The following is a 14974-nucleotide window of genomic DNA, read 5'->3' as shown; positions in this document are numbered from 1 at the left end:
GTATTTATTTCTTGAATTCTTACGAATATAAGAAAAGATTTCTAATCTATTTTATATGATTTATGTTTGCGAAATAGAGGCTACGATCAATCGAGCAGTTTTGTCACTAGCTCCTTTACCCCCTAATTTTTGTTCTAAGTCGTAATAATCCAAAAACATTACAGCACGCTTATAACCATCGGTAATTATAGATAATTCTTGTTTAAGACGACTGCTGTTAAAATCTTTTTGAATAAGTTCTGTAACAATAGGTTTATTCATGATTAAATTAACTAAGGATATGTATTCAAGGTTTACAATTCTCTTGGCTATTTGATAAGAGATAGTACTTCCTTTGTAACATACTACTTGAGGAACCTTAAATAAAGCAGCCTCCAAAGTAGCAGTTCCCGAGGTTACTAATGCTGCATTACTTAAACTTAGTAAATCATACGTTTGGTTCAGGACGAGATGTACACGTTCATTTGTTATAAACTGTTTATAAAATTGTTTGTCTTGGCTGGGAGCTCCAGCAATGACAAATTGATACTCGGGAAAGTCATCAACTACACTCAGCATAACTTCAAGCATTTTGGATATTTCCTGTTTTCTGCTTCCTGGTAAGATTGCAATAATGGGTCGGTCGTCAAGACCATGCTTTTGATTAAACGGTTGTGGCATCACCTGTGTATGTGCAGCAATAGCATCTATTAGAGGATGACCCACAAAGTCAACAGGGTACGAATGTTTATCTTCATAGAACGATTTTTCAAAAGGTAAAATTACATACATAGCGTCTACATTTTTTTTGATACTTTTAATGCGACCTTCTTTCCATGCCCAAATTTGTGGTGATATGTAGTAGTGAGTCTTATAATTTTTTTGTTTGGCCCATTTAGCAATTCTTAAATTGATTCCAGGGTAATCAATAAAAATTATGACATCGGGTTGATATGCTTCAATATCTTTTTTACAAAAAGCTATGTTTTTTAATACGGTCCCAAGGTTAAGTAAAACCTCGATAAATCCCATAATTGCAAGGTCTCGATAATGTTTAACCAGTGTACCACCAACCTCTTCCATAAGATCACCTCCCCAATATCTAAAATCAGCATGTTTATCGTGCTCCATTATTGATTTCATAAGATTGGAGCCATGTAAGTCACCAGAGGCCTCACCAGCAATAAGATAATACTTCATACAAATGGTATTTTTAAATATAGACTATACTTATGGTTACAAAAATTTACTGATCATAATAATAAGCGCTGCGATTAACGTAGCAAGAAGTACACCACGAGCACGATACGGTTTATTTTGTTTAAGAAAAAGAAAAAAAGCAGCAAGATTCAAAATTGCTCCAAGGGTAATTAAATTACCAAACGTATTATTTTTAAGTGATGCAGACAAAGTTTCGGTAAAAGAAAGATCTGAGACAGACAACACAGAAAATATGAGTACACATATTAAAACACCAAAGGTATTTGCGATTAGTCCTATGGCCAAACCGAGGCCTATTTCTTTTTTAATCATTTAAATTCCAGTTGTTTAATTCTTGTATATAATGATGAGCAGTTAGGTCGAATTGTGTAGGTACAACAGAGACATATCCATGTTGTAAAGCCCATTCATCGGTATCCTCTCCCTTGTCTTCATTAATAAATTTTCCAGATAACCAGTAATAATCTCTACCCATAGGGTTTTGTCGCTTATCAAATTCTTCTTTCCAATGAGCGTTCGCTTGTCTACAGATTTTAATTCCTTTGATATCGTCTTCTTTAAGATTAGGAATATTTACATTTAAGACAACACCTTTTTGAAGCCCATTGATGAGTACATTTTCTACAATAGCTTTCACGTATTTCTTCGCTGGTTCAAAATTAGCGGTCATGCTATAATCCAATAAAGAAAATCCTATAGCAGGTATGCCTTCAATTCCAGCCTCAACCGCAGCACTCATGGTGCCAGAGTAAATTACATTAATAGCAGAGTTTGATCCATGATTTATTCCGCTTACGCATAAGTCTGGTTTTCTATTAAGAATTTGACGCGTAGCCATTTTTACGCAATCAACCGGAGTGCCAGAGCAACTATATTCACTGTGTAAAGCATTTTTTTCTATTACAACAGGATCGCAATATATTGTATTGTTAATTGTAATCGCATGCCCCATTGCACTTTGTGGACTATCTGGAGCTACGACAATAATGTCTCCAATCTCTTTCATTACAGCGATGAGATTACGTATACCAGGAGCTGTAATTCCATCGTCGTTCGTAATCAAAATCAAGGGTTTTTTATTAGGCATTCCGAAAAATAATTTTAGTAAGCAAAAATACATCATTTTATTCTGATTCTATGAATACCTTTAGATCCCTTAAAGAATTAGTTTGTTTAAAAAAAAATTAGTAATATTACTTTTCATTGGCACGATTTTTAATGTATTTTGCTTTAAAATCCCTAAATTAAATAAGCGTATGAAAAAGAGCTTTCTGATATTGATGCTTACCATTATAATATCTGCTGCTTCTTGCAGTTTTACTACAAATGTTGAAAATGATCCAGATAAGGATAAATTGTTGATAGATTTAATTAGTTATGTGTTAAGTAAAGGGCATTATGACGCAAAAGAAGTGAATGATGATTTTTCTAAAGAAGTTTTTGCTGATTATATAGACGCCTTAGATCCTTTGAAACGCTATTTTTATGAAAGTGACATCAACGAATTTAAAAAATACGAAACACTAATTGACGATCAAATACGTAATAAAGACATTGCTTTTTTTAATCTTACTTATGAGCGTTTACAAAAACGTATGGATGAGGCTAGGTCTCTTTACATACGTATTTTAGAAAAGCCTTTTAATTTTGAGTTAGAAGAATCAATAGATACTGATTATGAAAAGTTATCTTATGCTACGACAAAAGAAGAAATGATTAATCGTTGGAGGTTACAACTCAAATTTAATGGATTATCAAGTTATTATGATAAGCTCGAAGAGCAATCAGATTCTTTGGCTGCGAATCCAAATTTTAAAGGTAAATCAATAGAGGTGTTAGAGGAAGAATCCAGAAAGTTAACCCAATCTTCAATAAATGAATATTTTGAATTTGCAGATGATTTAGAGCGTAAAGATTGGTTTTCTATTTATATTAATTCTATTGTCGAAGAGTTTGATCCACATACTTATTATTTTGCCCCTCAAGATAAAGATCGTTTTGATATAGCTATGTCTGGTAAGTTGGAAGGAATTGGAGCAAGATTACAGAAAAAAAATGATAATGTTAAAATTATAGAGGTTATTTCTGGAGGTCCAGCTTGGCGAGGGAATAAGGTTGAGGTTGGGGATCTCATCATGAAAGTAAAGCAGGAAGAAGAAAAAGAGGCCGTAAGTATCGTGGGAATGAGATTAGATGATGCAGTTAGTCTTATAAAAGGCCCTAAAGGAACTAAAGTTACACTAACTGTTAAAAAAGTAGATGGTACTATTGAGAATATCGATATAATTAGAGATGTTGTAGAGTTAGAAGAAACGTATGCTAAATCTTCATTAGTTAGGAAAAATGGAAAGAATTTTGGAATTATTAATTTACCTAAGTTCTATTTCAATATGCAGGATTATAATCAAAGAAATGCTGCAAAAGATGTAAAACAAGAAATCATTAGATTGAAAGAGCAAGATATGAATGGATTGGTCATTGATCTTAGAGATAATGGAGGAGGATCGTTGCAAACTGTTGTTGATATTGCTGGCTTGTTTATAGAAAAGGGTCCTGTAGTACAAGTGCGAACAAAAGAAGAATCTCCCGAGGTTTTAAGTGATAAGGATAAAAGTGTCCTTTGGAATGGTCCTTTGGTTATTTTAGTGAACGAACTATCTGCTTCTGCTTCAGAGATTTTGGCAGCAGCCATGCAAGACTACAAAAGAGCAATTATTATAGGAAGTAAGCAAACCTATGGAAAAGGAACTGTTCAAAATGTTATGGACCTTAACCGATGGATGCGTAGTAATGATTTTGGCGATTTAGGTGCTCTTAAACTTACGACGCAAAAATTTTATCGTGTAAATGGAGGCTCCACTCAGTTAGAAGGTGTTAAAAGTGATGTCGTAGTACCAGATCGTTATAGTTATATTGATATCGGTGAAAAAGATCAAGAAAATCCTTTACCGTGGGATAAAATTGCAGCGGCAGATTATACTCCATGGGATGGTTATATCAATATTGATAAAACAATCAATAATAGCAAAGCTAGAATGCAACAAAATAGTCAATTGAAATTAATTGAAGAAAATGCTAAATGGGTTAGAGAAAAGCGGGATGTAAATAGGTACTCTCTTAATTTTCAAAAATATAAAAAGAACATTGAAGAGAATGAAAATCAGGCCAAGCGTTTTGAGGCTATTAATGATTACAAAACCAATTTAACCTATGAATCTTTGCCCTACGAACAGCAATTGATGACAAAGGATACCGTTCTAAAAGAAAAGAGAAATAGATGGCACCAAAGCCTGAGTAAAGACGTGTATATAGAAGAAGCAATTAGTGTGCTAGAGGATATGAAAGTTAATACCATTAAAAACTCATCAAAAGCAACGTTATCTCTAAAAAACTAATCTTGCTGCATGAGATCAAAACCGTCTAAGAGTTTAAGTTATAAGGCGCTCCAAAGATTTAAAAAAAATCGTTGGGGCGTTTTTAGTTTGTTTTTTATATTGATATGTGGCTTTGTAGCAATTTTTGCCTATCTCCTAGCGCCAGATAATTCTATAAATGCAAATCAAATGCATATTTCTATTCATTCCAAACCACCTGGATTTAAGACGCTAATGCTAACAATTCCCGCCAATAATAAACAGAAAGAATCAATTTTAAAGAAGCTTTTTTTTGGTGTTCGTAATGCAGATAGTGAAATTCCTATTGAGAGTTATACAGTTGGAGAAAAAGCTATCGAAATTGTACCATATAGTGAGGGAGAATTGACAGATATCACTAAGTCTATATCATTTGATGCCTTTCCCAAAAACTTTTCAAAAGATGCAATAGTCGCAAGTTTTTTAAAAGAAAAAAGCTTTGTTCTAGGTACCGATAAGTATGGAAGAGATTTGTTAAGTAGAATGTTAATAGGAATTCGAATTTCTTTTTTTATTGGATTTGTCGCCGTTTTTATCTCTTTATTGGTGGGGATTTCACTTGGAGCACTTGCTGGGTATTACGGTGGTAAAATAGATGCTGCAATCATGTGGTTGATTAATGTTACATGGTCAATACCTACCTTGCTATTAGTAATTGCAATTACATTGGCTTTGGGCAAAGGCTTTTGGCAAGTTTTTATAGCCGTAGGCTTAACCATGTGGGTCGAGGTAGCCAGGGTAGTAAGGGGGCAAGTAATTAGTATTAAAGAGATGCAGTACATAACTGCAGCTAGAGCTCTTGGGTATACGAATATGAGGATAATTGTAAGACATATTTTACCCAATAGTCTAGCACCAGTAATAGTCATTTCGGCAGCAAATTTTGCGAGTGCGATTTTACTAGAAAGTGGATTGAGTTTTCTAGGAATAGGTGCCCAGCCACCAATGCCCAGTTGGGGTGCAATGATTAAAGATCATTATTCTTATATAATTTTGGGAAAGGCTTATCTGGCAGTAATACCGGGATTAGGAATTATGAGTCTTGTTATGGCATTTATGTTGATCGGAAATGCCTTAAGAGATGCTCTTGATGTAAAAAGCGGATAGTATTTTAATAATAAAAACATGATAAGTCTAAAAATAAAAAAAAATAAATAAGCCAGCGTTTACCATGTCAAAATGCATTGAGATAGAAATTTAATAAATTATAGATTTCCTTCGCAAATTCCGATATCACAAGTATAAGCAGGGTGATTTCCTAAAAACGGATACTGTTGAAGCCATCATTCTTGTGAACGTGAGCCACAACAGAACTCTCTTACAATTGGAATTCGTCCACCTGAAATGGTAGATTTTTGAAACGCTGAAAGTTTTTAAGGTATTAATTATAAAACTTGAACTCTCATAGACACTCAAGTTATATGTCTCACTTTATAAGTTTGCGTGAGCAACTTGATTTGTTGTTAGTGTTTCATCTTTAAATTTCTCAAGTAGGTGCTGTGTAAAATAAAACAACTCTTCATAATCATAAGTTTTGGGGTATAGCTTATTATTTATAATAGTAGCAGGCGTGTAATTCAATTTATTTTTTGTAGCCCACTCTCTATAGTCATTTAAAAGTTTAAGGTGTCGTTCTGCAAATTCTGATTGCCCATTATTTTTGAGCCATGATTCGATTGTCCTATTTCCAAACCAATCATAATATGCCTCAATAAATCCTTCTTGACCTTTGTCTTCAAATATTTCCAATAAGCGTAGGGCTATTCTCAAAGCTGGAGCATCGAGCTTTTCTGTACTAATTGGCATTCGTATTACTATTTTAATGTCATTGCCTAATGATCTTATTGCCCTAACATATCCTCCAAATGCAGTACGGCAAAAACCACAGAGAGGGTTTGTTAAGCTAACAATCGTAAATGATGCTTCTGGGTTACCTAGGATGATTTCATGTGCAAAATCACCTTGTTCAATTGTATTCGATTTGGATAGTAGTTGCTCAAATAATTTAGGGTTTCTCTTAAATTTAAGTAATTTAATGTTGCTAGATTTGAACTGTCTATTTTCTGCGATATATGTTTTTAAATAAAGGTATACTAATGCAACAATAGATGATATTATAATTAGCTTCAGACTATTGAATGGTGTAATTTGAAATGGTTCACTTAAGTATAAAATGACGCCAACAATAATTGTTGCTAAACTAATGCCTATACATAAAACACACCATTGTTTAATGATAAACTGTTGTGCATAGAGTGAATACAGGATAAATGGAAAGCCAATTAAGGTTGGTACTAATAAAATGCCATCAATTCCAAAAAATATTGCGTAGGTACATAAAACACTAAAAAAGATCATTCCAGCATCAGCAAAAGTAAATCCAGATATTAATTCACCCTTTTTACTTGTAATAACTTCGTTACAGTTTGAATGTTTAATTGTTGTGCATATAGATTGTAATGCTTGGGATTTATACCCTAAGCTTTCTCTAACTGCAAAATAACTTAGAATGGTGCCAACTACAGATACTATTAAAATGAAAAAATCTAATACTGTAATTTCTGAAAAAAATAAATATGCAGCCGCACTAATGCTAGCAATTCCTAAGAGTGTTTGCTTTAATTTGTTGTTAGCTGTATTGCTTTTTTGAATTGATTCGCCTTCCTCTACTGCGATAATTTTTGGCACCCATATTTTCAAAAAATCTTCATTACTCAAGCTTGATTTGGTTAGTGATGAATGTTTAATAAAGACTTTTTTTTCACTTCTGGTGATTACAGCTATTTCTGTTTTGTCGTTATGCTCGAGAAGTGTTACAAATGACTTGGGTAGCTGGTCTAATGCTTCTTTAGGAACTTCTACAGCAATATTCTCGATATTAAAATAATCAAGAGTGTCTGTTATAGATTGAAAACTTGGGTAGTTAGGATGAATTTGAAGTTGTAGTTCTAAGTCCTGTTTATCGAATCCACTAATCTTATTCTTTATAAGTAGTGAATTTGTAATTTGTTCAATAGTATTAGCCATAAAATTACAGTAAGGTATTGAGTCCGAAATTATTTATTGAATAAAATGAATCTTCCGATGTTCTAAGATACTGTAAACAAATTTAAATTGAAGGAAGTAAAAGCGTAAGATTTGTATGCGTATTCCGTAACCAAAAAGTATTTTGATGCTATGGTAAATAAAAAAAGAGGTATGTAACATACCTCTTTTTTTATTTGTAGAACTTATGCTGGACAATCTTCAGGAATTGTTCCATCATCACAGGTTTCTGTACAAGGTCTAAAATAGAAGAATCCTTGATCATCTATACAAACTCCGTCTGTAGCTGGTGGTCTTGGGTCTTTTCCGCCTCCAGATAATTTTCTCTTTTGCTCATTGTTCAATTCTTGAACCCCGTTTAGTTGTAAAATGTTTTTTAACATTGTCATTGAATTTAGGTTTGTAGTTGCATGAACATTTTAAGACACTCATACGTATGTCTTTTAGTATGTAAATTTTAAAATGAAACTGATAAGTCCATTAAAAAGAGATTAGTTTCTCAGTAATGAACTCCCTAAATGGTGAAGATGATTTGTGTGAAATAGAACGTTTTACAGTATCCTATAGAGTAAATTTAGTTGTTGTAACCTAAAATAAAAAACAGAAATAACTCCAAATAATTATGGTTTTAACGTAAAATAAGCGGTACTGCCGATAAACATTGGTGCTATCAAATTTTATAAGAACTGTTAAAAATTTTGTTTCAACTATTTTAAAGTCAATTTATTACCTAGAACTAATAATATTTGTAGTCAATTTGTATTCTCATCATACTGCTTTTATAAGGCAGATATTGGTATATAATCTTAGGATAGTAGAGTGATTTGGATGCGACTGGCTTAAATCGCAACTTTTATTTCAATAAGTTATATTTGACGGTAATTTCAATTTAAATTAATACATGTGAATTTTAGAAAATTTATTTATCCAGTATTAGCAATATGTTGTGCTTTTGGTTTTTATTATTTTGAAAATTATCTAGATCGAGAAAAACTTTCAGTCACTACAAACACTAGCAGCACTTCAAAGTATTTACCAAGTTCTACTACAGGTATGGTAATTAATCATAAATTTTATACGCTTTCTTATAGCGAAGAACATGAGCAAGCAGAATGGGTTTTTTATACTCTGAACAAAAATCAATTGAGGAAAAAAGAGTATAAACGCCCGTATTTTATTAATGATCCTTTAGTATCTACAATCTCGGCCGATTGGAGAAATTATAAAAAGTCTGGATATGATAGAGGGCATTTATGTCCAGCAGGTGACCGTAAATTTTCTTATCAAGCTTTTGAAGAAACTTTCTTTACATCAAATATTGCTCCTCAACTGCCTGAATTTAATCAGGGTATTTGGAATCAGTTAGAGCAGCGAGTGCGGTATTGGACAAATAAGTACGATTCGTTAATTATTATTACGGGAGGTGTTTTAACTGATAGGTTGGCATCTATTGGTTATGAATCGGTATCAATACCAAATTATTTCTATAAAATAGTTTTACGAAAAGAGCAGGATAGGTTACATGTGATAGCATTTTTAATACCTAATTCTAATAAAACAAACGCATTACTTACCTATCAAACCAGTGTTCAAAATATAGAGCGGCTTACGAATATAGATTTTTTTGCAGGGATGGATTCTGATATTCAAGATAAACTAGAAAGTACAATCGATAGAAAAGCTTGGAAATTTTAATCTACGCTAATTTATCTTACCATTCATTAACTCTATTTGAATCAAGTTTTATGAAAATAAAGAGTAGCACTGTGAAACCCCATAAACCTGAGCCTCCATAGCTAAAAAAAGGTAATGGGATACCAACGGTTGGTAATAGTCCTGTTACCATTCCAACATTAACTGCAAAATGAACAAATAAGATTCCGACGACACTATATCCATAAATACGACTAAAGGTTGATTTTTGACGTTCTGCCAGTATTAATAAGCGTACAAGTAAAAGTGTAAAAAGTAAAATGACTGTAGTTGCACCAAGAAAACCCCATTCTTCGCCGACTGTACTAAAAATATAATCTGTATGCTGCTCAGGAACAAATCCACCTTTAGTTTGAGTTCCTTCTTTCCAACCTTTACCTGTCCATCCACCACTACCGATAGCTATTTGACTCTGGTTGGTATTGTAACCAATACCTTTTGCATCTACCTCTCTACCTAATACTATATTAAATCGATCGCGATGTCTTTGTTCGAATACATTATTAAAAATATAATTTACAGAGAAACAAAATCCAGTGACCACTAGCAGGATCAAGAAATAACGTGAGTACTTTGGTTTCTTTTTTCGCTGTTTAATTAAATATACAAACATCCCTATAGCCAAGGATATGATAACCCATATAGGACCGAATAAAAGAGTTAATACAAATAATAAAGCTGCAGATGCCCCGATAATTAAGTAAGCAGCAGCGAGCCCTTCTCGATATAAGGGAAACAAAAATGCAGTATAAATTAATGCGCTTCCAGGATCTGGCTGTGGAATAATTATGAAGGCCGGTAATGCTATTATAAGAAAAGCTTTTAACTGGTGATTAATATGGCCAATATTTGTTTGCATGTCACTCAAAAATTTGGCAAGAGCTAATGCAGTAGCGGTTTTTGCAAATTCTGAAGGCTGAATACTCATAAACCCCAGATCATACCAAGAAGTTGCTCCAGAAATAGTTTTTCCAAAAAGGAATAGGCCGATTAATGAAGCAATTGATAGTACATAAATTAAGCTTGCAAAACGTTCATAAAATTTTGCTTCTATTGCCTGAGTGATAATGATTAATATAAGACTAAGAGCAATCCAATAACCTTGTTTTATATAAACCTTAGAGAAATCAGTCCATGATGCATGCTCATCACCATAGGAGGCAGAATAAATATTGAGCCATCCAAAAAGCACAAGCAGAGTAAATAAAAATACGGTTAACCAGTCTATGGACGCAATACTAGATTTTGACATTTATTGATTTATTTTAAAAGGCCCATCGCTATAAGGTTTGGCATACTCGTCTTCAAGACTATGTGAGAGTATCCAATTCTCAAGATCTTTTCTTGAGATAGTTTTTTTTAAGTGCTTTTCTATCATAAGTGAAGCTATTCTTCCTGCATACCGGGCACCCCAATACCCATTCTCAACAAAAACAGCTAATGCAATTTTTGGATTATCTTTGGGTGCAAACGCAATAAAAACCGAGTGATCGGTAAGTTGAACGCGTTCACCATTTATTTTGGTGTAATTTTCTGCAGTACCAGTTTTACCACAGATATCAATATCTTCAACTTGTAAAAAACTTGCTGTTCCTTGTGTATAAACTTGATGCATTCCTTCAATTACTGGATCAAAATGTTCTTTATCAATACTCGTCATTTTTGGATTGATATAGTTGATATCGGTAAGGGGTTGGTTGTCCACCGATTTTATAATATGCGGAGTATAAAAATATCCTCGATTTGCTATAGCTGCTGTCATATTTGCAAGTTGGATAGGTGTGGCCAATACTTCTCCTTGACCGATTGCATTAGAAATTGTACCAGTTGCATACCATTTGTATGTAGGATAATTATACTGTTTATTATAATCTGCAGCACTTGGAACTCTACCTGGACGACCTGCAGATAAATCGTTGCCCAAGTAATGGCCCAGACCAAAACTTTCTACGTGTTTTTTCCAATTGTCAATTCCTTCTTGTGGTGTTTCATACTTTTCAATAATTCTACGATATACATTTGCAAAATATGCGTTGCATGAATGTGCTATGCCAGGAATCATGTTTAAAGGGCTTCGGTGCGAATGACAGCCTAATCTTCTATTTGTTTTCCCATAATAGTACCCCATATGACAAGAGAATCGTTCTTGAGTGGTCACTACACCTTCTTGCAGTCCAATGAGCGCATTTATTGTTTTAAAAGGAGAACCAGGTGGATATTCTCCTTTGACTCCTCGATCAAATAAGGGCTTTCCTATGGTGTCATAGAACAACTTGGTAAACTCCCTAGATCGCTTACGGCCTACTAAAAGTTCTGGTTTATAACTTGGCGCAGTAACAAGTGCTAAAATTTCGCCAGTACTAGGTTCAAGAGCAACTATCCCACCTCGCTTGTTTACCATTAAACGTTCTCCATATTTTTGTAAAGAAATGTCTATCGTGATTTGTAAATCCTTTCCATTTACTGGTAGGGTATCAAATTTACCCTCTTTGTAAGGTCCTATATCACGATTAAAACGATCCTTTTGGATTCGTTTTACACCTTTAACTCCTCGAAGCTCTTTTTCATATTGCTTTTCTACTCCGTCAATCCCAATTAAATCTCCAGAGAGATAGTATGGATCTTTTCTAATCGCAGCATCATTCACTTCGCCTATGTAACCTAATACGTTAGCCGCATTAACGGTTTGATAATCTCGCAAGGAACGTTTTTGGATATAAAATCCATCGAATTTTCTCATTTTCTCTTGAAGAAATGCATATTCATCTTTGGTAAGTTGTGGGATTACTATAGATGGTACTCTGGGAGAAAAGGATCTTGCTTTTTTTAGTCGTCTTACTAGTTTTTCTTTCGATATATTTAAAACAGCGCAAAATTCTAACGTGTCAAATGGTTTTAATTCTCTTGGGATTACCATCACGTCATAGGATGGTTGATTAGTAACCAAAAGTTTGCCATTTCTATCATAAATAGCTCCTCTCTGTGGATAATCGTATATTACTTTTATAGCATTATCTTCAGATAAAGAAGCATAAGAGGTATTGTAAATTTGCAAATAAAATAATCTAGAAACAAAAATTGTTCCTGTACTCACTATTATTAAAAAAAGAAGCAACTTTCTCATGTATCATTTTTTCGGAATATAACCAATATCAACAACGTCATTAAAATCGTAAATATACTAGTTGTCAACGTTTTTTTGAGGATTACTAGTATGTGCATAAAGTTAAATACTTCTAGCGAAAATAATACCAAATGATGAGCCAATACTGTTAAAGTTACATAGATAAAGCGTTCACCAAAGCGTAGTTTACTTAATTTAACTGTCTGAAATTCATAGCTTAATCCAAAGGCTGTTCTAAGTATGATTGGGCGTACATAAGCGGCAACCAAACATGCGGCTGCATGTACACCTCCAGAATCACCCAAAATATCCATGAACAAGCCTAAAAAGAAACTTAAAATAAGAAAAAGACTTCGGTTAATCCCTATAGGAGCTAGAAGGATAAATATTATATATATATAAGGGTTAAGATAGCCTAAAAAATTGATATTATTGAGTAAGAGCGCTTGCACTAAAATTAAAATGATAAACCGTCCGATATGTACTAAAATAGAGTTACTCATTCATCAGATGTTTGTAAAGTTTTAATTTCTTCGGCATTGTGGTTTTTTATCGCATACACATAGCCGATATTTGTCATGTCATTAAATAGAGTGACATCAATTAGGTAGTAACTATTATTTTGATTCATGCTATAGTCGCTTATTATACCAATACCAATACCTTTTGGAAAAATAGTAGAACGCCCATGTGTAATAATGGTATCACCTTTTCTAATAATTGCTTGTCTTGGAATCGTAGTTAATTGAACAACGTTAGGATCTTTGCCATTCCATAATAGGGAACCGTATTGGTCCGAATTTTTGAGACCTGCATTAATTCTTGAATTACTATTTAAGATGGAAATAACACGTGCATAATTAGCAGATGTTCCTTCAACGATTCCCACAATTCCTTTATCGGTGATAACACCCATATCGATTTTAATACTATCCTCATGACCTTTATCAATTAAAATATAGTTATCATTTTTTTGATAATCATTTCTTATAACATTAGCACGATAATATGAGAAAGGTATATTATATGAGGTAGAATCGGTATAACTGGAATTAGTAGTATCGATAGCGGCTTTGGTAAGTAAATTACGCAAGCGCTCATTTTCAACAAGTAGGCGTTGATTTTTAGTTTTTAGATCAAGATAATCCCCTAGTGAAGCTTGCCACTCATACAGACTTCCGCTTAAAAAGTTTGTCGAACTTATTATTTTACTGCGATGATAGCTATGTGATTGTATGGTAAAACCAATAGCTAATAGCATCAAGAATAAGAAAAGCAGAAAATTTTTATTACGTAATAAAAAGTTAATGATCTGCTGCATAGTAGTGGGGGTCTCTTATATTAAAGCTTAAAGAACTATTTATCCAAAAGCGTTATCCTGCAAAGGAAAGCAGGATAACGACAGAATTTGTATTATGGTATGTTTAAACTTTTTTATTTTATTAAAACACTTTTATATTTAATTAAATTTTTGAGCGCTATTCCTGTTCCGCGTACTACGGCTCTCAAAGGATCTTCGGCAATATACACAGGGAGATCCGTTTTTTGGGACAATCGTTTATCTAATCCCCGTAGCATGGAGCCTCCACCAGCTAGATAAATTCCAGTATTGTATATATCTGCAGCTAACTCTGGAGGTGTTTGCGAGAGGGTTTCCATCACAGCATCTTCTATTCTTAAAATAGACTTATCTAATGCTTTTGCAATTTCCCTGTAGGATATCTGTACTTGTTTTGGCTTACCAGTAAGTAAATCTCTACCCTGTACATTCATTTCTTCTGGTGGTATTTCAAGATCTTCTGTAGCTGCACCGATTTGAATTTTAATTTTCTCGGCGGTGCGCTCTCCCACATAGAGGTTGTGTTGCGTTCTCATATAATAAATAATATCATTAGTAAAGACATCACCTGCAATTTTTACAGATTTATCACATACTATTCCTCCGAGGGCAATAACAGCAATTTCAGTAGTACCGCCACCAATATCAACAATCATATTACCTTTGGGTTGCATGATATCCACACCGATTCCAATAGCAGCTGCCATAGGTTCGTGAATTAAATAGACTTCTTTACCGTTAACACGTTCTGCACTTTCTTTTACCGCACGCATTTCTACTTCGGTAATACCAGATGGTATACAGATAACTAATCGTAAAGCAGGAGTAAACAGTTTTTTCTTCAATGCTGGAATGTCCCTGATAAACATACTTATCATTTTTTCACTAGCATCAAAATCAGCTATTACACCGTCTTTTAATGGACGAATAGTTTTTATATTTTCGTGGGTTTTACCTTGCATCATTGCAGCCTGCTTTCCAGCGGCAATAATTTTGCCTGACATAATATCGCGAGCTACTATGGATGGACTGTCTACAACAACTTTATCATTGTGGATGATAAGGGTGTTTGCAGTACCTAAATCTATAGCTATTTCTTCGGTGAAGAAGTCAAAAAATCCCATATACTGTATTAAAAAG

General features: G+C 33.6%; 13 protein-coding genes. 3 read left to right on the top strand and 10 right to left on the bottom strand.

The features are described from left to right. Positions 1–60 precede the first annotated feature (60 nt). From lpxB to surE, 3 genes are read right to left on the bottom strand one after another with little or no spacing between them, the layout of a single operon-like run. Positions 61–1179 carry a lipid-A-disaccharide synthase gene (lpxB, locus tag ACE939_RS11685; protein ID WP_378185768.1) on the bottom strand — a complete coding sequence of 373 codons (1119 nt, stop codon included), beginning with the start codon at positions 1177–1179 and terminating at the stop codon, positions 61–63. Positions 1180–1215: 36 nt separating this feature from the next. Continuing rightward, positions 1216–1512, bottom strand: a complete 297-nt coding sequence (locus ACE939_RS11680; RefSeq protein ID WP_378185767.1) for a hypothetical protein — start codon at positions 1510–1512, stop codon at positions 1216–1218. Next, positions 1505–2287 carry a 5'/3'-nucleotidase SurE gene (gene surE / locus ACE939_RS11675; protein ID WP_378185766.1) on the bottom strand — a complete coding sequence of 261 codons (783 nt, stop codon included), beginning with the start codon at positions 2285–2287 and terminating at the stop codon, positions 1505–1507. The genes ACE939_RS11680 and surE overlap by 8 nt, the downstream gene beginning before the upstream one ends. Before the next feature lie 169 nt (positions 2288–2456). On the opposite strand from surE, the gene ACE939_RS11670 reads away from it, so the two are divergent. Continuing rightward, positions 2457–4595 carry a carboxy terminal-processing peptidase gene (locus ACE939_RS11670; RefSeq protein ID WP_378185765.1) on the top strand — a complete coding sequence of 713 codons (2139 nt, stop codon included), beginning with the start codon at positions 2457–2459 and terminating at the stop codon, positions 4593–4595. Positions 4596–4604: 9 nt separating this feature from the next. Then, positions 4605–5720 (top strand): ABC transporter permease, encoded by a 1116-nt coding sequence (locus tag ACE939_RS11665; RefSeq protein ID WP_378185764.1) that lies wholly within the window; start codon positions 4605–4607, stop codon positions 5718–5720. 324 nt (positions 5721–6044) lie between these two features. Here ACE939_RS11665 and ACE939_RS11660 read toward each other — a convergent pair whose 3' ends face one another. Beyond that, the gene (locus tag ACE939_RS11660; RefSeq protein WP_378185763.1) at positions 6045–7640 is read right to left on the bottom strand and encodes a vitamin K epoxide reductase family protein; all 1596 of its coding nucleotides are present in this window, start codon (positions 7638–7640) and stop codon (positions 6045–6047) included. 203 nt (positions 7641–7843) lie between these two features. After that, on the bottom strand, positions 7844–8041 hold the full coding sequence (locus tag ACE939_RS11655) for a hypothetical protein (RefSeq protein WP_378185761.1): 198 nt from the start codon (positions 8039–8041) through the stop codon (positions 7844–7846). A 520-nt stretch (positions 8042–8561) separates the two neighbouring features. Between ACE939_RS11655 and ACE939_RS11650 the strand changes: the two genes are divergently transcribed. Beyond that, on the top strand, positions 8562–9353 hold the full coding sequence (locus ACE939_RS11650; protein ID WP_378185760.1) for a DNA/RNA non-specific endonuclease: 792 nt from the start codon (positions 8562–8564) through the stop codon (positions 9351–9353). A gap of 16 nt (positions 9354–9369) precedes the next feature. Here the strand turns inward: ACE939_RS11650 and rodA are convergent, their stop codons facing one another. The 5 genes from rodA to ACE939_RS11625 form a co-directional block, all read right to left on the bottom strand. Then, positions 9370–10623 carry a rod shape-determining protein RodA gene (gene rodA / locus ACE939_RS11645; RefSeq protein WP_378185759.1) on the bottom strand — a complete coding sequence of 418 codons (1254 nt, stop codon included), beginning with the start codon at positions 10621–10623 and terminating at the stop codon, positions 9370–9372. Continuing rightward, the gene (gene mrdA, locus ACE939_RS11640; RefSeq protein ID WP_378185758.1) at positions 10624–12495 is read right to left on the bottom strand and encodes a penicillin-binding protein 2; all 1872 of its coding nucleotides are present in this window, start codon (positions 12493–12495) and stop codon (positions 10624–10626) included. Then, positions 12492–12998 carry a rod shape-determining protein MreD gene (mreD, locus tag ACE939_RS11635; protein WP_378185757.1) on the bottom strand — a complete coding sequence of 169 codons (507 nt, stop codon included), beginning with the start codon at positions 12996–12998 and terminating at the stop codon, positions 12492–12494. The genes mrdA and mreD overlap by 4 nt, the downstream gene beginning before the upstream one ends. After that, on the bottom strand, positions 12995–13816 hold the full coding sequence (gene mreC, locus ACE939_RS11630) for a rod shape-determining protein MreC (protein WP_378185756.1): 822 nt from the start codon (positions 13814–13816) through the stop codon (positions 12995–12997). The genes mreD and mreC overlap by 4 nt, the downstream gene beginning before the upstream one ends. A 113-nt stretch (positions 13817–13929) precedes the next feature. Further along, a complete protein-coding gene (locus ACE939_RS11625; RefSeq protein ID WP_378185755.1) occupies positions 13930–14958 on the bottom strand; it encodes a rod shape-determining protein in 1029 nt (342 codons plus the stop codon). Positions 14959–14974: the final 16 nt, after the last annotated feature.

Origin of the sequence: Aquimarina rhodophyticola, assembly GCF_042434915.1 — a bacterium.
Lineage (GTDB): Bacteria > Bacteroidota > Bacteroidia > Flavobacteriales > Flavobacteriaceae > Aquimarina.
Note: the sequence above shows the minus strand (reverse complement) of the source record. Positions and strands in the feature narration are given on the sequence as shown.